The organism is Bradyrhizobium sp. USDA 3315 (genome assembly GCF_054056795.1).
On sequence record NZ_JBSRYP010000001.1, the window covers coordinates 4,129,752 to 4,150,048 of the forward strand.

Sequence of the window (20,297 nt, forward strand, 5' to 3'; positions counted from 1 at the left end):
CAGCGCGATGTCAGTTGACGCGCCGATGGTGCCGCAGCGCCTCGGCAGTCGGGCATCCGGCGTGCCGCGCATGACGCGTTGCGAATGGCTGCTCGATGGTGACGATCTGGCAACCGTATTGCGCCGAAACCTCGGCGATGACGTTCGACACCGCGTCGTCGATCCGCGAGCCGGGCAGATGCGCGACGATCAGGTCGCCGATGCTGAGCCGCTTGCGGACGCGCAGGTCGTTATCGATGCGGTAACTGAACAGGGCATGGATCACGCCGCGGCGATCGCGGATCGCGATCAGCCCGGTCTCGGGCGAGCTGCCGCGGCAGCGCCGGCGCACGAACCGCAGCCACTGATCCGTGGTAATACTGGCATCATGCATGAACACCAGCGGATAGGCCACGATCGCATGCTGATGGTCGATCGGAAGTGCCTGGAATTGCTCGTTCATCGCCCGGAATCCCCGATGATGGCGAAACTGCTGGGGAAAGCGCGGCGCAGCATTGATCTGCATCAATGCCGCCGGCGGTTGATCCAGATCAAATCGGGGTTGATAGTGTGAAGCACCTAGCCATGCGGACCCTCGAAGCCATGAGCATTGCCGAGCCACTGCAGGATTCGTGTGCCGGCGCGACGCGTTCCGACTGCAGGCACGGCCACGCCACGAATGGCTGCGAGGACTGCAAGGTCAGGCTGTTCAGCGTCTGCGCTGCGCTGGAGCCGTCCGAGCTCGAGGAGCTCGACCGGATCAGCCAGGCAAAGCAGGTTCCGGCGCGAACGACGCTGTTCGAGCAGAGTGCGCTGGCGGGCAGCGTGTTCAATGTCACCGACGGGGTCGTGCGGCTCTACAAATCATTGCCCGACGGCCGCCGCCAGATCGTGGGTTTCGCGCTGCCGGGCGACTTCCTCGGACTTGCGCTGCAGGACCGCTACGGCGTCACCGCGGAGGCGGTCAACGACGTCGCGGTTTGCCGTTTCGTGCGATCGGCGTTCCTCGCCTATGTCGACGGCAAGCCGCATCTGCTGCGCCGCCTGCATGAGTTCGCGGGGCACGAGTTGAGCCTGGCGCAGGACCAGATGTTGCTGCTCGGACGGCGCAGTGCCGAGGAAAAGATCGCTGCATTCTTGCTCCACATGCAGACGCGATACGCCCGGATCGGAAGCGTGTCTGTCACCGTGCCGCTGCCGATGAGCCGGCAGGACATCGCCGACTATCTCGGTCTCACCATCGAGACGGTGAGCCGCACGCTGACCCGCCTTGCGCGCGAGAAGGTGGTGTTGATCGTGCCCGATGGCGTGCGGCTGCTCGACCTCGAACGGCTCAAGCTGAGCGGCGCGAGCTGACGCCGCGGCGTCGGGTTTTGATCCAGCACAAGGCGATGCGCGCGCAGGCGCGCTAGGTCTCTCCATCATATGCAGGAGACGACCCATGCCTCTCGACACCATCCTCGTCATGATCGCGGTCACAGCGATGTTCGCCACCATTGCCGCCGTTATTGCTTGGGGCGACCGGCAGACGCGCGATCTGTGATACTGTCGCGTGATCAGAGCCATTCCGGTCCGATTGAATCGGAACGGGTCTCTGGATTGTTGTCTTGACGCGTTTTCGTCACGCGAACCGGTATCCACTTCGCCTGAAGACGCTCTATCTGATCGAGCCCTTGAAATTGTCGATGTCCGGCGAGGGGCGGGCGGGAAACAGCCGCGCGGTCGAGGAATTGTCGAGCCGGCGCTTGCATTTCGCTTCGTCGGCGTCCTTGTTCTCGGTGGTGCCGTCCTTGTTCGAGTAGTGCTTCTTCGCGAACAGATCGTCCTGCCGGTTGACGATCAGCATGGCGTGGTCGCGCTCGAGCGTGTCCGGGTTCTTGCGCTGCTCGTCGGAGCGGAATGTGCCGCCGACGATCTTGCCCGTCATCTCGTAGTCGCAGCCGGCCTTCCAGTCGCCCTGGTCCCACTTCCATCCCGTCGCCTTCACGGCGCCGTTGCTCTCGGTGGTGATCTTGATGATGGCGTTATGAGCGAGCCAGATGCCGGCAAGCCCGCTGCGCTTGTCGTCAAAGCCTTTGAGCAGCGCCAGGCGTTCGCGCTGCAATTCGTCGACGTGGTCGCGGGCATCTACGGTGAAGTGAACCTGGGAGCTCTGCTTGTTCCAGGCCGGGTGCAGGAATTCGGGATATTGCTGCGTCTGGCTCTTCACCCAGCTGCGCTGGTCGTCGATCAGCGCGCGCCGCGTCGCCTCGTCGAGGTGCGGCTGCAATGCCTTCCAGGCGCGGTTCAGCCGCCGGTCGTTGTCGGCCAGATCAGGGTCGGCGCAGATTTCCTCGTCGGTCGCCGTCTCCGGCCTGGTGCAGTCGAAGGTCGGGACGACGAAGGCGGTGTCCGCCCGGTCGGATGCCGTATCCTTGCCGGCGGCAAAATAGCTGCCGGTGACCTGCCACATCGACGAGCAGTCGGCGAAGCCGTCCCACTCCTCTTCGTCGATGCTGCCGACGATCCGCAAGGTCTCGCCCTGGCGGCGGAGTTTGAGTGACGGCGGCCTGGCGGGAGCGGCCGCAGCGTCGGCTTTCGGCTTGACGTTCGCCGGCATCTTGCCGAGCGCCGGGTCGAACGCCCGGTCGATCTGCGTCACCAGCCTGTCGGTGCCGGCCTTCCTGCAGTCCGCGGTCTTGATCGTGCTGGAGCCGCCATCGCCGCACAGCCTGATCGCGGTCGGCGCGCTGCTCGATGCCCGCAGATCGTCGTCCATCGCAACGGACGGGCCGGACGCAAGGACCGCGGCGGCGACCGCAAGCCGTGGAGAGCAAGGCATCGACGTCACCCGCACGGCCGCGCCATGCGGCCCCTGCGGCTTGGGTCGCCCGCCGCGCGCGCCGGGTTCAAAACGTCGGCGGCGTACAGGCCGAGATCACCTCGCACGGCTTGGCGCCGATGCAGCGGAAGCGGTGCGGGCGGCGGCTTTCGAAGTAATAGGCGTCGCCGGCGTTGAGCACCCGCCGCTCGTCGTCGACCGTGACCTCGAGCCGGCCCGAGACCACGATGCCGCCTTCCTCGCCCTCATGCACCAGCGGCACCCGGCCGGTGTCGCTGCCGGGCTCGTAGCGCTCCTTCAGGATCTGCAACGCCCGGCCGAACAGGCTGTCGCCGATTTGCAGGTAGGAGATCGGCTTCTTGCCGATCTCGGTCAGTTCGTCGGCGCGATAGAACGCCTTGCGCGGCCGCTCCGGCTCGATCGCGAAGAATTCGGCAAGCCCCATCGGGATCCCGTCGAGGATGCGCTTGAGGGCGCCGACCGACGGGTTCATCTGGTTGGATTCGATCAGCGAAATCGTCGAATTGGTCACGCCGGAGCGTTTGGCGAGCTCGCGCTGCGACAGCTTGTGGCGCGCGCGGATGAATCGAAGCCGACCGCCGATGTCGACGCTCATGGCAGTCCCCTTGGCAAATCCCTGTTGCAGGTGTTGCGGATCGAACAAATCTTGGCAGACCGCCTCAACAAGATCAATGGCTTGCGGTGCGGCAGAAAAGGACTTGTTGAGTGCCTGGAAGAGTGGTCCGACTAGCATCAGTCAGCAATGGAGCGCCGCCGTGACCGTTCATCAGATTCCGAACACCATCAAGACCGACTCGTTTTGGATGCCGTTCACGGCCAACCGGCAGTTCAAGAAGGCGCCGCGGCTGTTCTCCTCCGCCAAGGGCATGTACTACACCTCGGTCGACGGCCGGCAGGTGATCGACGGCTCCGCCGGTCTGTGGTGCGTCAACGCCGGCCACGGCCGCCCGCAGATCGCGGCCGCGGTCGAGCGGCAGCTCTCGACGCTGGACTTCGCGCCCTCGTTCAACATGGGCCACCCGCTGGCGTTCGATTTTGCCGAGCGGCTTGCCGAGATCGCCCCGAAGGGGCTGGATCGCGTCTTCTTCACCAATTCGGGCTCTGAATCGGTCGATACCGCGCTGAAGATCGCGCTGGCCTATCATCGTGCCGCCGGCCAGCCGAGCCGCACCCGCTTGATCGGCCGCGAGCGCGGCTATCACGGCGTCGGCTTCGGCGGCATGTCGGTCGGCGGCATGGTCGCCAACCGCCGCCAGTTCGCGACCCATCTGCCCGGCGTCGACCACATCCGTCATACCCACGATCTCGCCCGCAACGCCTTCGCCAAGGACCAGCCGGAGCACGGCGCCGAGCTCGCCGACGATGTCGAGCGGATGGTGGCGCTGCATGGCGCCGACACCATCGCGGCGGTAATCGTCGAGCCGGTGCCGGGCTCGACCGCAGTGCTGCCGGCGCCGAAGGGTTATCTGCAGCGCTTGCGCGAGCTGTGCACCAAGCACGGCATCCTCCTGATCTTCGACGAGGTCATCACCGGCTTCGGCCGCCTCGGCACCCCGTTCGCCGCCAACTTCTACGGCGTGACGCCCGACATGATGACGACCGCGAAGGGCATCACCAACGGCACCGTGCCGTGCGGCGCGGTGTTCACCAGCCGCCAGATCCACGACGGGCTGATGGTTGGTCCGGACAACGCCATGGAGCTGTTCCACGGCTACACCTATTCGGCGCATCCGGTGGCCTGCGCGGCGGGTCTTGCCACGCTCGACATCTACAAGGACGAAGCTCTGCTGACCCGCGGCGCCTCGCTCGCCGACTACTGGCGCGATGCCCTGCATTCGCTGAAGGGCCTGCCGAACGTGGTCGACATCCGCAACCAGGGCCTGATGGGTGCGGTCGAAGTCGCGCCGCGCGATGGTGTCGTCGGCGCGCGCGGCTACGACATCATGGTCGATTGCTTCAACCGCGGCCTCTACTTCCGCATGAGCGGCGACTCGCTGGCGTTGTCGCCGCCTTTGATCGTTGAGAAGTCGCACATCGACGACATCGTCTCGATCCTCGGCGACTCCATCAAGCGCGTGGCCTGATAATTGCTAGCTAGATATTAGCTAGCTCTACAAATTGCTGTCGCCGTTGCGAAGCAGAGTGGTTTCGCAGCGGCGATTGCGTTTTCGCTGCAGGATGTGAGGAAAAGTGAAGGTCCTTGTTCTCGGCAGTGGCGTGATCGGCGTCACCTCTGCCTATTACCTTGCGCGCGCAGGCCACGAGGTCACGGTGATCGACCGTCAGCCGAAGCCCGCGCTGGAAACCTCCTTTGCCAATGCCGGCGAGGTGTCGCCGGGCTACTCGTCGCCCTGGGCCGGCCCCGGCGTGCCGGTCAAGGCGGTGAAGTGGCTGTTGATGAAGCACGGCCCGCTGGTGATCCGCCCCAAGCTCGATCCCGTGATGTGGCTCTGGCTCTTGAAGATGCTGCGCAACTGCACCACGTCGCGCTACGCGGTGAACAAGAGCCGGATGATCCCGATCGCGGAATACAGCCGCGACTGCCTGCAGGCGCTGCGCAGCGAGATCGGCATCCGCTATGACGAGCGTGCGCGCGGCACGCTGCAGCTGTTTCGCGAGCAGGCCCAGCTCGATCACACCGGCGACGACATCGCGGTGCTGAAGCAATACGGCGTGCCGTTCGAGGTGCTGGGCCGCGAGGGCTGCATCGCCGCCGAGCCCGCGCTGGCCGGCGTGAAGGAAAAGTTCGCCGGCGGGCTGCGGCTGCCGCATGACGAGACCGGCGACTGCCACATGTTCACGCAGGCCCTGGCGCTGGAAGCCGAGAAGCTCGGCGTGCGCTTCAACTTCAATGTCGGCATCGACGGGCTGAATGCGGACACGACCCGGATCACCGGCGTCGCGACCAGCGCCGGAATGATGACGGCGGATGCCTATGTGCTGGCGCTCGGCAGCTATTCGCCGATCCTGCTGCGGCCGCTCGGCATCTCGCTGCCGGTCTATCCGGTCAAGGGCTATTCGATCACCGTTCCGATCAGGGACGCGTCCGGCGCGCCGGAATCGACCGTGATGGACGAGAGCTACAAGGTCGCGATCACCCGGCTCGGCGATCGCATCCGCGTCGGCGGCACCGCGGAGATCTCAGGTTATTCGACCAAGCTCTACGCCGCGCGGCGCGCGACGCTGGACCATTCGCTGACCGACCTGTTTCCGCGCGGCGGCGACCTTCCCAGGGCCACCTTCTGGTGCGGGCTGCGCCCGATGACGCCGGACGGCCCGCCGGTGATCGGCGCAACGCGCTTTGCCAATCTCCACCTCAACACGGGCCACGGCACGCTCGGCTGGACCATGGCCTGCGGCTCGGGCCGGGTGCTGGCGGACATGCTCTCGGGGAAGAAGCCCGAGATCGACACCAAGGAGCTGTCGATCAAGCGCTACGATGTCAGGTTCGGGTAAGCCCCATTGCCGCACGCGAGCCACTATTCGGCGGCGTTCTTCACGGGCGGTTCGACATCGTCGTCCCGCTTCGTTGCCGTCCAGCTCGACAGCGCATTCGAGAATCGGTCGAGATAGAGATACACGACCGGCGTCGTGAAAAGCGTGAGCGCCTGGCTCACGATCAGGCCACCGACCATCGCATAGCCGAGCGGCTGGCGGATTTCCGATCCCGTTCCGGTGCCCAGCATCAGCGGGACGCCGCCGAGCAGCGCCGCCATCGTCGTCATCATGATCGGGCGGAAGCGCAGCAGGGCCGCTTTCCGGATCGATTCATGCGGCGACAGATGCTCCTCCCGTTCGGCGGCGATCGCGAAGTCGACCATCATGATGCCGTTCTTCTTCACGATTCCGATCAGGAGGATGATGCCGATCAGCGCGATCAGGCTGAAATCGAATCCGAACGCCATCAGGATCGCCAGCGCGCCGACCCCGGCCGATGGCAGCGTGGACAGGATCGTGAGCGGATGGATGTAGCTCTCATAGAGCACGCCGAGGATCAGGTAGACCACGACCAGCGCGGCCAGGATCAGCAGCGGCACCGAGCTCAGTGACTGCTGGAAAGCCTGCGCGGTGCCCTGGAAACTCGAGCTGAGCGTGGCTGGAGCACCGAGATCGGCGACGGCGTTCTGGATGGCATCGGTGGCCTGGCCGAGCGCCACCCCTTGCGCGAGGTTGAAGCTGATCGTGGTCGCAGGAAACTGTCCCTGGTGCGCGATCGCGAGCGGGCGCACCGGAATAGTGGTCCACTTGCAGAACACGGAGAGCGGCACCTCGTCCCCCGTGGTCGGCGACTTGATGTAGAGCTTGTTGAGCGTGTCGAGCTTGCCCTGCAATTCGGGGAGGATCTCCAGGATGACGTGATAGCTGTTGAGCTGGGTGAAGTATTGGGTCACCTGGCGCTGGCCGAACGCGTCGTACAGCGTGTCGTCGATCAATTGCGGCTGGATACCGAAGCGCGACGCGGTGTCGCGATCGATGGTCAGCGTCAGCGTCGTTCCCTCGGTCTGCTGGTCGGTGGCGACGTCGCGCAGTTCCGGCAGCGTCTTCATCCTGGCCAGAATCTTCGGCGCCCATTCGTTCAGCTCGTCGAGCTTTGCATCCTGCAGCGTGTATTCGAACTGCGTCCGCGTGGCGCGGCCGCCCAGCCGGACGTCCTGGGACGCCTGCATGTAGAGACGTGCTCCCTCGACCGCCTCGAGCTTCGGCCGCAGCCGCGCGATGATCTGCTGCGCATTCGCGTCGCGCTCCTCGCGCGGCTTCAGCGTGATGTACATGCGACCCGAATTCAGCGCGGTGCCGCCGCCGCCGATGAACTCGGCCATGCTCTCCACCGCGGGATCGGCCCGAACGATCCTGCTGAGTTCTTCCTGGTGCCGCTCCATGTCGGCGAAAGAGATATCCTGGGCCATCTCCGACACCGCGTTCAGGAAGCCATTGTCCTGTTGCGGGAAGAATCCCTTCGGAATGATCAGGAACAGATAGACCGACAGTACGACCGTCGCGAAGAAGATGCAGAGCGTGGTCCGGCTCCAGCTCAGCGCCCGATCAAGCCCTCGCTCATAGGCATGCAGCATCCTGTCGAATGCCGCCTCGCTCCATTGGTAGAGCCGGCCGTGCCTGGTTTCGCCATGCGCGCGCAGGAAGCGCGATGCCATCATCGGCGTCAGCGTCAGCGACACCACCAGGGAGACGAAGATCGCCATCGCCAGGGTCACCGCGAATTCGCGGAACAGTCGGCCGATCACGCCACCCATCAGCAGCAGCGGGATCAGCACCGCGATCAACGAGATACTGATGGACAGGATGGTAAACCCGATCTCGCCGGCGCCCTGCAATGCCGCGGCGAGCGGCCGCGCGCCCTGCTCGACGTATCGCGTGATGTTTTCCAGCATCACGATGGCATCGTCGACCACGAAGCCGACGGCGATCGTCAGTGCCATCAGCGAAAGGTTGTCGAGCGTGTAGCCGAACACCCACATCAGCGCGCAGGCGCCGAGCAGCGCGAGCGGCACGGTCACGGCGGGAATCACCGTCGCCCAGAAGCTGCGCAGGAACAGGAAGATCACCATGACGACCAGAACGATGGTGATGAGCAGCGTGATCTGCACGTCCTCGACCGCGGCGCGGATCGTCAATGTCCGGTCGCTGATGATCTTGATCTTGATGGCGGGCGGAATCGCGGCGACGAGCCTTGGAAGCTGCTCCTTGATCCTGTCGACCGTTCCGATGACGTTGGCGCCGGGTTGCTTGAAGATGACGAGGAACACGCCGCGTTTGCCGTCCGCCCAGGCGACCCGCTTCATGTCCTCCGACCCGGCGACGGCCTGGCCGATGTCGCGAATCCGCAACGGGCCGCCGTTGCGGTAGGCGATGATCACGTCATTCCAGTCCTTGGCATCCAGCAACTGATCGTTGGCGTAGATCGTGTAGGCACGGCTCGTGCCGTCGATGTTGCCCTTCGGACTGTCGACCGTCGTGATCGCGATCTGGCCGCGGATATCTTCCAGCGAGAGCCCCTTGGCGACCAGCTTGGCGGGATCGATCTGCACGCGGATCGAAGGCTTCTGCTGCCCGCCGATGAACACCTGGGCGACGCCCGAGATCTGACTGATCTGCTGCCCGAGCTGGGCGTCGACCGCGTCGCTCACGGTGATGAGGGGCAGGGTGTCCGAGGTCGCCGACAGCAGCAGGATCGGCGAGTCCGCCGGGTTGACCTTGCGATAGGTCGGCGGCGTCGGCAGGTTCTTGGGCAACTGGCCACCTGCGGCATTGATCGCCGCCTGGATGTCATTGGCGGCGCCGTCGATGCTGCGGTTCAGATCGAACTGAATGGTGACTGCGGTCGACCCGAGCGAACTCGTCGAGGTCATCTGGGCAATGCCCGGAATCTGCGCGAATTGCCGCTCCAGCGGCTGCGCAACCGAGGAGGCCATGGTTTCCGGGCTGGCGCCGGGCAGACTTGCGGAGATCTGGATGGTCGGAAAGTCGACTTGCGGCAGCGGCGCGACCGGCAACAGGGGATAGGCGACCATTCCGACGAACAGAATGCCGGCCATCAGCAGCGAGGTGCCGATCGGGTAGCGGATAAACCGAGATGAGATGCTCTCGTTCATTTCTGCGATCCAAATGAACGGCAGGCGCATCTTTTCCCGAAGGTCGGGAGTCGTCCTCGAAAGCTCGAGCGCGAACGCGCGTTTTCCTCGCCATGGCCAATCGGCAGATCGCGGAGCTGCCTCCGCGTCTACCTGTTTTTTGCCAGCATAATCATTCCGGGGCATGCCGCGCGAATGGAAACGTCGGATCGCACATTCGACGTTCGTTCAATGGCCGGAATTCGCGTGCCGTTATCGCCGTTTGGGAAGCGTCAAAAATGTCGCTGGCGCAGAATATATCGTGGGACGACATATTATTGCGCGCGCGGTTGGCTCGACGCCACGAGGGGGCGTCATGATTGTTCAGGCGCCGCTTGTCCGGTGCAACTTGCTCGTGCAGTGGTCCTAGGCGATGTCGAACTCGTCCTGCATCCTGGTCACGATGTCGCGAAGTTCTTTTTCCTTCGCCTCGTCCAGGGCGGTCTCGCGGGTGCCGCCGAGATCCCAGCTCGGCGTATAGCCCTTGAGCCGGATCAGCTTCAGGCCAGTGACACCGGATCGTCTTTCCAGCTCGGCCGTAATCTCGTGCTGCATTTGAAGCGTCTTCATCGCGCACCTCCGGGAACGCTATTCCGCTCAACAGGACAGCCAGCATCATGTTCCTCGCGAGCCCGCGCCGGATGTGTGTCCCGCCGTGCAGGAACGTGCGCCTTGCGGTCCACGTTGCTTCCGGTCGAACCAGGAAAGGACCTCACATGAAGAAACTGGCAACGATCGGATTGGCTGCGGCCGTGATGCTGTCGACATCGCTCGCCTTCGCGCAGGGTGGCGGCGGCGGTGGGGGCGGCGCCGGTGGCGGATCGGCCGGCGGTGCGAGTGCAGGCGCGGGGACCGGAAGCTCCGGCACAGGAACCGGCACCGGCGGCACCACCGGGATGGGAACCGGCTCGGGAATGAGCAATCCGCCCGGCAGCACGACCGGGAACATGAACAACCCAGGCACCTCGACGCCGAACTACTGGACCGACCCAAACAACAATTCCGGGACCGGGACCGGGACCTCAAACCTTCCCGGCAACAACAGCGGAACGCGGACCAATCCGCGATGATCGCGAAAGCCTCGCCTCAGCGCGGGGTTTTTCATTACGGTCGCGTTTCGGCGACGAAAGAGCCCGGCGCGATGGCCGGGCTGGATCGCGAATATGAACAGATATGTATGTACCAGGCTTGGCAATGCGACGATCTAACCGAATGCCAACCTGATCGTCTGTGCACTTTAGCACACTTGCGCGGCCACCGTGCTCAGCGACCGCAGCCATCGCATCCGGCGCGGGCCTATGCGGCTCATATGCCGTAGAGCCCGCGGCGCTCTCGAATTCATATCCCGCCCTGAAGATATTGAGCCCGACGCAGACGCTCTCGCGTGCAGGCCAGACCGTTGAGGTTCGGCCGCGAGCGCGGCAGCGAACCGAAAGGTGATGTCATGTCTTCGCTTCAGATTGCTATCGGCGACCGGATCATCGAGCCGATGATCGCGCTTGCCGGCTGCACGACGCAACAGCGCATCGTCGTGGCCGGCACGAGGAGCATGGAATTGATGTTCGAGCTGCAGCGGCGCGGCTACGCGCGCGCGGCGGCGTCGGGCAATTGCGGCCGCCCCGCCGGTCAGTACGACGTTGCGCTGGTCGATTGGCGGCGGCGCACGCTTCTCTCGCTCGAGCCGGCGCTGGACTGGTTGACGAATGTCCTTAGCGCCCGTGCGGTGCTGGTGGTGTGGGTCGATGCCCAGAAGCCCTCGGCCAACCAAAGCCTGCGGGCGTCGCTGGAGCGGCGCGGCTTCGTCGTCGAGCAGGGCATCGTGCATCAGTACGGCTGCGCGCTGTCGGCACGGAGGTCGCAAGCCCATCCGCTGCAGCTTGCGGCCTGACGCGCTGAACGCGGCTTATCGCGAGGGGAAATCACCATGTCAAAGGTGCGACGCGCCGTGATCCGCGAATGGATGTTGCTGGCGCGCGAGAAACGGCAATCCAGCGAGCAGGCGGCCGCCTTTGCAACGGCGGCGCTGCAGCGGCACGACCTGCCGCGCAGCAGCCGTCGAACACCGCATGAAATCATCATGCGGTGGCTGCGGCCACGCACCGGACGTCCTTGAGCGGTGGCCGCCGCCATCGTGGGGCGGGCGGCAATCAACAGCAGAGCGATCGATGCGTGCCCATGAGTTTGAGCTGCCCCCGCATGCGCCTCGCGGCGCGGAGGATCTTGTTGCCGAAATCGCGAGGTTAACGTCCGACGCTGCGGCCCGCAGCGCCGCGGCGCTCGCGCTGGTGTATTGCGACATCATCGCGGGCGAGGGACCCACGGTGGCCGGCCGGGCGCATTTCTCGCGAACGATCGACGCCGCCGACGCCGCGCTATGTGCGCGCATCCTCTGTGCCGCCGGTCGCGCCGGACATTCGGTCAGTCGCGCCGAAGCCGACGCGCTGTTCGCGATCGATGCGGTCGGGAGCGAACGGGTCGATGACGGACGTTTCGGCGACCTGCTTGCCAAGGCGGTGCTGCATCATCTGATGGGCGCCGCCGGCACAACCATTCCCGGCCGCGAGCAGGCGCTGGCCCGCGACAATCCGCTGGATGACTGGGGGGCGGCGATCGTGCTGGCTGCGGAACCGCGATCCTGGCTCGCCGGTCATCTTGACTGGATGAAGCCGTCATCCCCCGCCGCGCGCACCATCGATGCGGTGCTTCATGTCAATCCGGCAGGACCCCGGCTGCCGCTCGGCATCCTCTTCAACATGGAAGCCTGAACAAGCATAGCCCGTTGAGCCAACGGGTCGCGCGATGGCCCGCCGATGACAGGCTCCGCGACATCCGGGGCAGTCGGTCCCGCATGTCGCTGCTCTCATGCGGGCTACGATGGGTAAGGTCAGCGCGACGGCTTTGGGTTGGCTTTCTTCGCAGGCTTTGCCGTTGTGCCGACCGGCTGCACCCGCAAGCCGTCCACGAATACGTCCAGCAGCCGGAGCGCAGTGGTCTGCCAGCCGGGCTGGTCGTGCATGTAGCACATGCCGATCAGCGCCCGCAGCACGTCCTCGGCGCTGATGTCGCCACGGATCGCACCGGCCGCGACCGCGCGCGCGAGCAGGGTGCCGATCGCTTTGGTCAGGCGGTCGAACGAATAGGCGTGCAGCTCGGTCGAGCCGTGAGCGACCAGCGCCAGTGCTGCGACCATGCCCTTCTTGGTGGCGACGAATTCCACGTTAGCGCGCAGCCAGCGCCGCAGCGCCTCGACCGGCTCGGGCGCGCATTGCAGTTGCTCGGCCAGATCGCCGAGCTGCTCGACCTCGCGGCGGTAGACCGCCTCATAGAGCGCTTCGCGCGTTGGGAAGTGGCGATAGAGCGTGCCGATGCCGACGCCGGCATGGCGCGCCACCGCCTCGAGACTCGCCTCGCTGCCGCCGGCCGAGAACACGGCCTTGGCCGCTTCCAGCACGCGCTCGCGATTGCGCACGGCGTCGGCGCGGGGCTTGCGTGCAATTTCTGGTGATCGACCGGCCATCGCTTTTTCTTTTCACCCTCCCTTGTAAACGGAGGACGCCTCCGTATATGGCGACCAGCACCGGACCTGACAAGGCGCGCCGATCCTGCATCGGCGGCCACGGGCTTCCGTTGCCTCGATTCAACCCGACCATACACGGATCGGAGCCCTGCATGAATCTCCCACTCAGCCTCACCATCAACGGTGTCCGCCGGGAAATTGCCCTCGACGACCCCCGCGTTACCCTGCTCGACCTGTTGCGCGAGCGCCTCGACCTCACCGGTACCAAGAAGGGATGCGACCGCGGCCAGTGCGGCGCGTGCACCGTCCTGGTCGACGGTCGCCGCATCAATTCCTGCCTCGCGCTTGCCGTCAGCCATGACGGCGCCGAGATCACAACCATCGAAGGCGTCGCGCGCGGCGACCAGCTGCATCCGGTGCAGGCCGCCTTCATCGCCCATGACGGCTTCCAGTGCGGCTTCTGCACGCCGGGCCAGATCATGAGCGGCATCGGCCTGATCCAGGAAGGCCAGGCCGGCGATGATCCGGAGCGCGTGCGGGAATGCATGAGCGGCAATCTGTGCCGCTGCGGGGCCTATCAAGGAATCACCGAGGCCGTGCTCGAGGCGCAGGCCGACATTAACGCGACCAAGCAGAGGCGCTCCGCATGATGAACTTCGATTATGTCAGGCCGGCCAGCGTCGCGGACGCGGTCGCGGCGGCATCCGAGAAGGGCGCGAGCTATCTCGCCTCCGGCACCAATCTGCTCGACCTGATGAAGGGCGGCGTCAGCCGGCCGAGCCGTCTCGTCGATGTCACGCGTCTGCCGGGGCTCGACCGCATCGAGCATCTGGCCGACGGCGGCTTGCGGATCGGCGCGCTGGTGCGCAATGCCGATCTCGCGCATGACGCTGAGTTCGCGCGCAACTATCCGGCGGTCGCCGAGGCGTTGCTGTCGGGCGCGTCCGCCCAGCTGCGCAATGCCGCGACCGTCGGCGGCAACCTGATGCAGCGAACGCGCTGCGCCTATTTCTACGACGCCGGCAGCGCCTGCAACCGGCGCTGGCCGGGCGCCGGCTGCGACGCGCTGAAGGGCGAGAACCGCCTGCACGCGGTGCTCGGCTGGAGCGAGGGCTGCATCGCAATCCATCCGTCGGATTTCTGCGTGCCGCTGGTCGCGTTCGATGCCGTCGTCGAGATCGAGGGCAAGACCGGCCGGCGCGAGCTGCCGCTGGAGGCGCTGCACCGTCTGCCGGGCGAGACGCCGGAGCGCGAGACCGCGCTGGAGCGCGGCGACCTGATCGTCGCGCTGCGGCTGCCGGCCGAAGCGCAAGGCTTCTCCGGGCATGCGCGCTACATCAAGGTGCGCGAGCGCACGTCCTATGCGTTCGCCGTGGTCTCGGCCGCGGCCGGCTTGCGCATCGAGGATGGAAAAGTCCGCGAGGCGCGGCTGGCGCTCGGCGGCGTCGCGGCAAAGCCGTGGCGGGCGCGCGAGGCCGAGCAGGTGCTCGTGGGCGCCGCACCGGACGCGGCGACCTACCGCGAGGCGGCGCGCGCCGCGCTCGCCGATGCAAGGCCGTCTGGCGACAACGCCTTCAAGATCGAGCTCGCGCAGCGCATCGTCGTGCGCGCGCTCACCCTTGCTGCCGCAGGCACGCCGGACCGGATTCCCGCGCTGCCGGGCTCTCCCTTCTCATCCGTTGCAGGAGCGTAACGCATGACGGCTGAACTCAATCTGACCCGCGACCCCGCCCATCTCAGGCACGGCTCGAATATCGGCCAGCCGCTGACCCGCACCGACGGCACGCTGAAGGTGACCGGCAAGGCCCGCTATGCCGCCGACAATCATCCGCCCGGCATGGTCTATGCCGTGATCGCGACCAGCTGCATCGCGCGCGGCCGCGTCACCGCGCTCGACGTCGCCGCCGCCAAGCGCCACCCCGGCGTCATCGACGTGATGACGCCGGCGCACAAGCCGGAGCTCGCCGAAGACCCCGACGCCAAGGGCAATCCGTTCGCCTTCCGCATGGAGCTCTTGCAGAGCGACGAGGTGCGCTACGCCAACCAGGCGATCGCGGTCGTGATCGCCGAGACGCTGGAGGCCGCCACCGAAGGCGCCGCGCTGCTGTCGCCGCGCTATCAGGTCGAGATCGCGCGTGTCGGTCTCGACGCCGGCGAAGCCTACGCGCCGCCGGTGGTCGGCATCGGTAATCCCGCCGAAGTCCGGCACGGCGATATCGATGCTGGCCTTGCCGCGGCATCGAAGCGGATCGACGCAACTTACGAGACGCCGGCGCAGTATCACAACGCGATGGAGCCGCACGCGATCGTCGCGGTGTGGGACGGCGATCGCTTGTTCCTCGACACGCCGAGCCAGGGCATGGCGATGGCGCAGATGCGGATCGGCGGCCTGTTCGGCATTCCGCCCGGCAACATCCACATCAACAGCCCGTTCCTCGGCGGCGGCTTCGGCTCCAAGGGCCTGGTCTCCGGGCCGCAGGTGCTCGGCGTCATGGCGGCGAAACTGGTCGGACGTCCGGTCAAGCTGGTGCTGCGGCGGAGCCAGATGTACGGCCCGGTCGGCCATCGTCCGCAGACCCGCCAGCGCATCCGGATCGGCACTGGTGACAACGGCGTGCTGACCGCACTTGATCACGAGGCGCGCGTCACGACGTCGAGCTTCGACGATTTCTACGAGCCTGCGGCGGACGCCTCGCACACGCTCTATGCCAGCCCGGCGATCCGCACCGCGCATGAGGCGGTGCGCGTCGACACCGGCACGCCGCTGTTCATGCGCGCGCCGGGCGAGGCCACCGGATCGATCGCGCTGGAAAGCGCGGTCGACGAGGCGGCGTTCGCCTGCGGCATCGATCCCCTGGAATTCCGGCTGAAGAACTATGCCGAGGTCGAGCCGACCACCGGCAAGCCGTTTTCCTCCAAAGCGCTGCGGCAGTGCTACGCCAAGGCGGCCGAACGTTTCGGCTGGGCGGGGCGTCCGCTGCAGCCAAGGCAGATGCGTGACGAGAACGGCTTTCTGATCGGATGGGGCATAGGCACCGCGACATTCCCGGCGCTGATGTTCCAGGGCAATGCCCGGGCCGTGATCCGCGCCGACGGACGCGGCGTGATGGAGAGCGGCGCGCATGACATGGGGCAGGGCGCCTGGACCGCGCTCACGCAAATCTCGGCCGATGCGCTGGCGCTTGATCTCGAGCAGATCTCGTTCCTGTCGGGCACGTCGGACCTGCCGGATGCCGGCATCGCCGGCGGCTCCGCGCACACCGCAACGGTCGGTGCCGCGATCCACAATGCCGGTGCGGCGGTGATCGCAAAACTCGCCGAGCTTGCGACCTCCGATAAGCGCTCGCCGCTGTTCGGCGCCGGCAATGCCGGCGTGGTGGCGCGGGCCGGGCGGCTCCATCGCCGCGACGATGATGCGCGCAGCGAAAGCTACGCCGAGATCCTGGCGCGCGCCGGCGTTGCCGAGGTCGAGGCCTCCGGCACGGGTGCGGCCGATCCGGCGGCGCAATCGCAATATGCGATGCACGCGCATGGCGCTGTCTTTGCCGAGGTGAAGGTTGATCCGGAGCTCGGCCAGATCCGCGCCACGCGGCTGGTCGGCGCGTTCGCCGCAGGGCGCATCATCAATCCGTTGATGGTGCAGAGCCAGCTGCGCGGCGGCATGATCTGGGGCCTTTCCTTCGCGCTGCACGAGGAGGCGGTGATGGACAAGCGGTCCGGCCGCATCCTGAATGCCAACCTTGCCGAGTATCATGTGCCCGTGAATGCCGACGTGCCGCCGATGGAGGTGATCACGGTCGACGAGCACGATCCCCATGTGAACCCGCTCGGCATCAAGGGCGTCGGCGAGATCGGCATCACCGGCAGCGCCGGCGCCGTTGCCAACGCCGTCTTCCACGCCACCGGCATCCGCGTGCGGAATTTCCCGATCAAGATCGAGGAAGTGGTGATGGGGTTGAGGTGATGCGGCTCGACGTGAGGGCTCCGTAATAACAGGTGTCGTCCCGGCGAAAGCCGGGACCCATAACCACGAATGTGAGTTATGGCAGGACGCTGGGGCCGCTTCCCCTTCGACAATCAAGATTGGTGGTAATGGGTCCCGGCCTTCGCCGGGACGACGCTGGATGGTTTTCGCCGGGACGACGGCGGAGGGAGATGGGCCGTCACCCCGCCGCCGTCACGCAATTCACCCACAGCACCACGGCCTTCGCATCGCGCGCGGGATTGGAGAACCGGTGCGGCCTCCGGCTCGCGAATCTGAAGCTGTCGCCTTGCTTCAGAGTCCAGGTCTCCGTGTCCACCGTCAGCGTCATCTCGCCCTGGAGCACGAGGCCGGCCTCTTCGCCGTCATGGGTATAGAACTCGTCGCCGGTGTTGCCGCCGGGCTCGAGATGCACCAGGAACAGGTTGAGCCGGCTCTCGCTGCCGGCCGGGCTCAGCAGCTGCTTTGAAATTCCCGTGCGCCACAGCTTCAGCTCGGCGCGCTGCACCTCGCGGGTCACGATGCCGCCGGCGCCGTCATCCCTGGGCGTCGAGCCGAACAGCGCGGCGATGCCGACGCCGAGTACGTCGGCCAATGTCGCCAGCACGCGCAGCGAGGGCGACGACAGGCCGCGCTCGATCTGGCTGATGAAGCCGATCGACAAATCGGTGCGCGCGGCGACCACCTCCAGCGACATTTCCTTGCTGCGGCGCAGGTCGCGGATGCGGCGTCCGACCGCGAGATCCATCGCCGGCTCCGCCGGCTTGCCGGCCGGTTTCCTGGCCGGTTTCTTGGCCGCGCGGCGTGCCGTTGCGGGCTTCGCTGCCGCGCCTTTACGCATTCTCTTGCCGCCGCTCACGTCAGTCCGCTTCCTTCATGTGCATGAAAACCGCTTGCATTGGCCGCGGTTTCGTGACCACAATTTCATATTGGTGAAAATAGGCCGGAACGGCGTCGACCGCAACCAAAAGCCCGAAACGCGCGGGCGATGCGGCGCCAAGGCCAGCTTCGGGAGGTGTTGCGATGTCGTTTCAGCGTCTCGTCCAGGCCGCGGTGGCGGCGCTTGCCCTTGCCTTGAGCGCGCCGTCAGGGGCGCAGCAGGTGCTGAAGGTCGGCTCGACCCCGACCGGCATTCCCTTCACCTTCCTCGACACCAAGACCAATTCGATCCAGGGTATCATGGTCGATCTCGCCACCGAGATCGGCAAGGATGCCGGCTTTACCGTGCAGATCGAGCCGATGCAGTTCTCGGCGCTGATCCCTTCGCTGACCGCGAACAAGATCGACATCATTGCCGCCGCGATGTTCGCCACCGCCGCGCGCAAGGAGGTGATCGACTTCTCCGAGCCGGTCTACACCTATGGTGAAGGTTTGGTGGTGCCGAAGGCCGACACCAAGGCCTATGCCTCGCAGGAGGATCTGAAGGGCACCGTGGTCGGCGCCCAGGTCGGCACGGCGTTCGTCGATGCGCTGAAGAAGACCGGGCTGTTCAGCGAGGTCAAGGTCTACGATACCATTCCCGACATCCTGCGCGACGTGAATGCCGGCCGCCTCAAGGCCGGCTTCGCCGACTATCCGATCCTCGCCTACAATCTGCAGCAGGGCAATTTCGCCGACGTCCGTTTGGTCGACGGCTACAAGCCGGTCACCGTCGGCACCGTCGCGATCGGTGTCCGCAAGAGCGACACGGAGCTGCTCGCGAAGATCAATGCCTCGCTCGCCAAGCTGAAGGCGAACGGCACGATCGCCAAGATCTTAGAAAAGTGGGGCCAGAAGGCCAACGCATCGTGAGTATTCATGTCCCGAAGTGATCCGTCACCCTGAGGTGCGAGCGAAGCGAGCCTCGAAGGGTCGACGGCCACCAGCCGGGCCGTACATCCTTCGAGACGCAGCGAAGACGCCGCTCCTCAGGATGACGGAGGTAACGTTCGAATAGTGTCGGGACTGGATACGTTTGAGCCGATGCAAAAATTCTTCCATGACGCCGTCGAGTTCGTGCCGATCCTGCTGCAGGGTGTCTGGCTGACCATCGTCGTCACCATCGGCTCGCTGTTGCTGTCGACCGTGCTCGGGCTGGTGTGGGCCTTGATGCGGGTGTCCGGCATCGGCGTCCTGGTCGGGCTCAGCGCCTCGTTGATCAACGTGATCCGCGGCATCCCGATCATCGTGCTGCTGTTCTACATCTACTTCGTGATGCCAGATTTCGGCATCGCGCTGTCGGCGCTGCAGGCCGCGATCATCGGGCTCGGCATCGCCTATTCGGCCTATCAGGCGGAAAATTTCCGCGCCGGCATCGAGGCGATCGACAAGGGGCAGATCGAGGCAGCGCAGACCATCGGAATGGGCTGGTGGCTCACCATGCGCCGCGTGGTGCTGCCGCAGGCGGTTCGGATCATCCTGCCACCCTACGGCAACATCATGATCATGATGCTGAAGGATTCCTCGCAGGCGTCCACCATCACGGTCGCCGAACTGGCGCTGCAGGGCAAGCTGATCGCATCCTCGACCTTCAAGAACACCAGCGTGTTCACCCTGGTGGCGCTGATGTATCTCACCATGAGCATCCCGCTCATCCTGCTGGTTCGGCACTTCGAGAACAAGGCGAACCGCAAATGATCGAGCTCAACGACGTCCACAAGAGCTTTGGCAAGGTCGAGGTGCTGAAGGGCATCACCGCCTCCGTCGCCAGGAGCGAGGTAGTCTGCATCATCGGCCCGTCCGGCTCCGGCAAGTCGACCATCCTGCGCTGCATCAACGGGCTCGAGAGCTACGATCGCGGCGAGATCAGCGTCGAGGGCGCACGCGTCGACAGCAATGACCGCTCGATCGTGGCGATCCGCACCCAGGTCTCGATGGTGTTCCAGCGCTTCAACCTGTTCCCGCATCGCACCGCGCTCGAGAACGTCATCGAGGGGTCGCTTTATGTGAAGAAGGAGCCGCGCGAGCAGGCGATCGCCCGCGGCCGCGCGCTGCTCGCGCAGGTCGGGCTCGCCGACAAGGCCGAGGTGCACCCGCCAAAACTCTCCGGCGGCCAGCAGCAGCGCGTCGCGATCGCGCGGGCGCTGGCGATGCAGCCGAAGGCGATCTTGTTCGACGAGCCGACCTCCGCGCTCGATCCGGAGCTGGTCGGCGAGGTGCTGTCGGTGATGCGCAAGCTCGCCGACGACGGCATGACCATGGTCGTCGTCACCCATGAAATGGGCTTTGCCCGCGACGTCGCCGACCGCGTGCTGTTCATCGACGGCGGCGTCATCGTCGAGCAGGGCGCCGCCAAATCCGTCCTCAACCAACCCCAGCACCCGCGCACCCAGGATTTCCTGCGCCGCGTGCTGCATCCGCTGTGAGCAG

21 protein-coding genes are annotated in these 20,297 nt (G+C 65.7%); 14 read left to right on the forward strand and 7 right to left on the reverse strand.

The features are described 5' to 3' along the window. Positions 1-10: 10 nt before the first annotated feature. Positions 11-394, reverse strand: a complete 384-nt coding sequence (locus ACVIYL_RS19015) for a hypothetical protein (RefSeq protein ID WP_141342804.1) — start codon at positions 392-394, stop codon at positions 11-13. 6 nt (positions 395-400) lie between these two features. Between ACVIYL_RS19015 and ACVIYL_RS19020 the strand changes: the two genes are divergently transcribed. Both ACVIYL_RS19020 and ACVIYL_RS19025 read left to right on the forward strand, forming a co-directional pair. After that, positions 401-553: a hypothetical protein gene (locus ACVIYL_RS19020; RefSeq protein ID WP_456779452.1), complete on the forward strand. Its 153-nt coding sequence runs from the start codon at positions 401-403 to the stop codon at positions 551-553. 29 nt (positions 554-582) lie between these two features. After that, entirely contained in the window at positions 583-1,335 is a 753-nt protein-coding gene (locus ACVIYL_RS19025; RefSeq protein WP_456781856.1) for a Crp/Fnr family transcriptional regulator, read from the forward strand. A 301-nt stretch (positions 1,336-1,636) separates the two neighbouring features. Here the strand turns inward: ACVIYL_RS19025 and ACVIYL_RS19030 are convergent, their stop codons facing one another. Both ACVIYL_RS19030 and ACVIYL_RS19035 read right to left on the reverse strand, forming a co-directional pair. Continuing rightward, entirely contained in the window at positions 1,637-2,800 is a 1,164-nt protein-coding gene (locus tag ACVIYL_RS19030; RefSeq protein ID WP_456779453.1) for a lysozyme inhibitor LprI family protein, read from the reverse strand. Between the two features lie 67 nt (positions 2,801-2,867). Continuing rightward, positions 2,868-3,416, reverse strand: coding sequence for a cupin domain-containing protein (locus ACVIYL_RS19035; protein ID WP_018273259.1), 549 nt, complete (start codon positions 3,414-3,416; stop codon positions 2,868-2,870). Positions 3,417-3,576: 160 nt separating this feature from the next. On the opposite strand from ACVIYL_RS19035, the gene ACVIYL_RS19040 reads away from it, so the two are divergent. Together ACVIYL_RS19040 and ACVIYL_RS19045 are read left to right on the forward strand one after the other, a co-directional pair. Then, positions 3,577-4,905: an aspartate aminotransferase family protein gene (locus tag ACVIYL_RS19040; protein ID WP_035631725.1), complete on the forward strand. Its 1,329-nt coding sequence runs from the start codon at positions 3,577-3,579 to the stop codon at positions 4,903-4,905. 106 nt (positions 4,906-5,011) lie between these two features. After that, positions 5,012-6,277, forward strand: coding sequence for a D-amino acid dehydrogenase (locus ACVIYL_RS19045; protein ID WP_253607312.1), 1,266 nt, complete (start codon positions 5,012-5,014; stop codon positions 6,275-6,277). Between the two features lie 23 nt (positions 6,278-6,300). Here ACVIYL_RS19045 and ACVIYL_RS19050 read toward each other — a convergent pair whose 3' ends face one another. Continuing rightward, positions 6,301-9,432, reverse strand: a complete 3,132-nt coding sequence (locus tag ACVIYL_RS19050; RefSeq protein ID WP_456779454.1) for a multidrug efflux RND transporter permease subunit — start codon at positions 9,430-9,432, stop codon at positions 6,301-6,303. Positions 9,433-9,816: 384 nt separating this feature from the next. Continuing rightward, a complete protein-coding gene (locus ACVIYL_RS19055; protein WP_016844551.1) occupies positions 9,817-10,020 on the reverse strand; it encodes a hypothetical protein in 204 nt (67 codons plus the stop codon). Between the two features lie 146 nt (positions 10,021-10,166). Here ACVIYL_RS19055 and ACVIYL_RS19060 point away from each other — a divergent pair, with 146 nt between their 5' ends. The 4 genes from ACVIYL_RS19060 (at position 10,167) to ACVIYL_RS19075 (ending at position 12,215) form a co-directional block, all read left to right on the forward strand. Then, a complete protein-coding gene (locus tag ACVIYL_RS19060; RefSeq protein WP_456779455.1) occupies positions 10,167-10,520 on the forward strand; it encodes a hypothetical protein in 354 nt (117 codons plus the stop codon). A gap of 374 nt (positions 10,521-10,894) precedes the next feature. Next, positions 10,895-11,338, forward strand: a complete 444-nt coding sequence (locus ACVIYL_RS19065) for a hypothetical protein (RefSeq protein WP_253607315.1) — start codon at positions 10,895-10,897, stop codon at positions 11,336-11,338. A 36-nt stretch (positions 11,339-11,374) separates the two neighbouring features. Next, the gene (locus ACVIYL_RS19070; protein ID WP_253607316.1) at positions 11,375-11,563 is read left to right on the forward strand and encodes a hypothetical protein; all 189 of its coding nucleotides are present in this window, start codon (positions 11,375-11,377) and stop codon (positions 11,561-11,563) included. Positions 11,564-11,615: 52 nt separating this feature from the next. After that, a complete protein-coding gene (locus tag ACVIYL_RS19075; RefSeq protein WP_456779456.1) occupies positions 11,616-12,215 on the forward strand; it encodes a hypothetical protein in 600 nt (199 codons plus the stop codon). A 119-nt stretch (positions 12,216-12,334) separates the two neighbouring features. Here the strand turns inward: ACVIYL_RS19075 and ACVIYL_RS19080 are convergent, their stop codons facing one another. Next, a complete protein-coding gene (locus tag ACVIYL_RS19080; protein WP_456779457.1) occupies positions 12,335-12,967 on the reverse strand; it encodes a TetR/AcrR family transcriptional regulator in 633 nt (210 codons plus the stop codon). A gap of 152 nt (positions 12,968-13,119) precedes the next feature. On the opposite strand from ACVIYL_RS19080, the gene ACVIYL_RS19085 reads away from it, so the two are divergent. Genes ACVIYL_RS19085 through ACVIYL_RS19095 form a run of 3 tightly spaced genes read left to right on the forward strand, consistent with a single transcriptional unit; the run spans position 13,120 to position 16,931 of the window. After that, positions 13,120-13,617, forward strand: coding sequence for a (2Fe-2S)-binding protein (locus ACVIYL_RS19085; RefSeq protein WP_057015174.1), 498 nt, complete (start codon positions 13,120-13,122; stop codon positions 13,615-13,617). Beyond that, the gene (locus tag ACVIYL_RS19090; RefSeq protein ID WP_456779458.1) at positions 13,614-14,660 is read left to right on the forward strand and encodes an FAD binding domain-containing protein; all 1,047 of its coding nucleotides are present in this window, start codon (positions 13,614-13,616) and stop codon (positions 14,658-14,660) included. Before ACVIYL_RS19085 ends, ACVIYL_RS19090 begins: the two co-directional genes overlap by 4 nt. A 3-nt stretch (positions 14,661-14,663) precedes the next feature. Next, positions 14,664-16,931 (forward strand): xanthine dehydrogenase family protein molybdopterin-binding subunit, encoded by a 2,268-nt coding sequence (locus ACVIYL_RS19095; RefSeq protein ID WP_456779459.1) that lies wholly within the window; start codon positions 14,664-14,666, stop codon positions 16,929-16,931. A 199-nt stretch (positions 16,932-17,130) separates the two neighbouring features. Here the strand turns inward: ACVIYL_RS19095 and ACVIYL_RS19100 are convergent, their stop codons facing one another. Next, positions 17,131-17,790: a cupin domain-containing protein gene (locus ACVIYL_RS19100; protein WP_456779460.1), complete on the reverse strand. Its 660-nt coding sequence runs from the start codon at positions 17,788-17,790 to the stop codon at positions 17,131-17,133. A gap of 182 nt (positions 17,791-17,972) precedes the next feature. On the opposite strand from ACVIYL_RS19100, the gene ACVIYL_RS19105 reads away from it, so the two are divergent. From ACVIYL_RS19105 to ACVIYL_RS19115, 3 genes are all read left to right on the forward strand, one after another. After that, complete coding sequence (locus ACVIYL_RS19105; protein WP_253607322.1) at positions 17,973-18,740, forward strand: ABC transporter substrate-binding protein; 768 nt, start codon at positions 17,973-17,975, stop codon at positions 18,738-18,740. 171 nt (positions 18,741-18,911) lie between these two features. Then, positions 18,912-19,565: an amino acid ABC transporter permease gene (locus ACVIYL_RS19110; RefSeq protein WP_253607323.1), complete on the forward strand. Its 654-nt coding sequence runs from the start codon at positions 18,912-18,914 to the stop codon at positions 19,563-19,565. Continuing rightward, a complete protein-coding gene (locus tag ACVIYL_RS19115) occupies positions 19,562-20,293 on the forward strand; it encodes an amino acid ABC transporter ATP-binding protein (protein WP_456779461.1) in 732 nt (243 codons plus the stop codon). The genes ACVIYL_RS19110 and ACVIYL_RS19115 overlap by 4 nt, the downstream gene beginning before the upstream one ends. The last annotated feature ends 4 nt before the right edge of the window (positions 20,294-20,297 follow it).

Coding starts and splice junctions, on each gene's coding strand:
- ACVIYL_RS19020 (WP_456779452.1), top strand. CDS start 401: ATGCTGATGGTCGATCGGAAGTGCCTGGAATTGCTCGTTCATCGCCCG.
- ACVIYL_RS19025 (WP_456781856.1), top strand. CDS start 583: ATGAGCATTGCCGAGCCACTGCAGGATTCGTGTGCCGGCGCGACGCGT.
- ACVIYL_RS19030 (WP_456779453.1), bottom strand. CDS start 2,800: ATGCCTTGCTCTCCACGGCTTGCGGTCGCCGCCGCGGTCCTTGCGTCC.
- ACVIYL_RS19035 (WP_018273259.1), bottom strand. CDS start 3,416: ATGAGCGTCGACATCGGCGGTCGGCTTCGATTCATCCGCGCGCGCCAC.
- ACVIYL_RS19050 (WP_456779454.1), bottom strand. CDS start 9,432: ATGAACGAGAGCATCTCATCTCGGTTTATCCGCTACCCGATCGGCACC.
- ACVIYL_RS19055 (WP_016844551.1), bottom strand. CDS start 10,020: ATGAAGACGCTTCAAATGCAGCACGAGATTACGGCCGAGCTGGAAAGA.
- ACVIYL_RS19060 (WP_456779455.1), top strand. CDS start 10,167: ATGAAGAAACTGGCAACGATCGGATTGGCTGCGGCCGTGATGCTGTCG.
- ACVIYL_RS19065 (WP_253607315.1), top strand. CDS start 10,895: ATGTCTTCGCTTCAGATTGCTATCGGCGACCGGATCATCGAGCCGATG.
- ACVIYL_RS19070 (WP_253607316.1), top strand. CDS start 11,375: ATGTCAAAGGTGCGACGCGCCGTGATCCGCGAATGGATGTTGCTGGCG.
- ACVIYL_RS19075 (WP_456779456.1), top strand. CDS start 11,616: ATGCGTGCCCATGAGTTTGAGCTGCCCCCGCATGCGCCTCGCGGCGCG.
- ACVIYL_RS19080 (WP_456779457.1), bottom strand. CDS start 12,967: ATGGCCGGTCGATCACCAGAAATTGCACGCAAGCCCCGCGCCGACGCC.
- ACVIYL_RS19085 (WP_057015174.1), top strand. CDS start 13,120: ATGAATCTCCCACTCAGCCTCACCATCAACGGTGTCCGCCGGGAAATT.
- ACVIYL_RS19090 (WP_456779458.1), top strand. CDS start 13,614: ATGATGAACTTCGATTATGTCAGGCCGGCCAGCGTCGCGGACGCGGTC.
- ACVIYL_RS19095 (WP_456779459.1), top strand. CDS start 14,664: ATGACGGCTGAACTCAATCTGACCCGCGACCCCGCCCATCTCAGGCAC.
- ACVIYL_RS19100 (WP_456779460.1), bottom strand. CDS start 17,790: ATGCGTAAAGGCGCGGCAGCGAAGCCCGCAACGGCACGCCGCGCGGCC.
- ACVIYL_RS19105 (WP_253607322.1), top strand. CDS start 17,973: ATGTCGTTTCAGCGTCTCGTCCAGGCCGCGGTGGCGGCGCTTGCCCTT.
- ACVIYL_RS19110 (WP_253607323.1), top strand. CDS start 18,912: ATGCAAAAATTCTTCCATGACGCCGTCGAGTTCGTGCCGATCCTGCTG.
- ACVIYL_RS19115 (WP_456779461.1), top strand. CDS start 19,562: ATGATCGAGCTCAACGACGTCCACAAGAGCTTTGGCAAGGTCGAGGTG.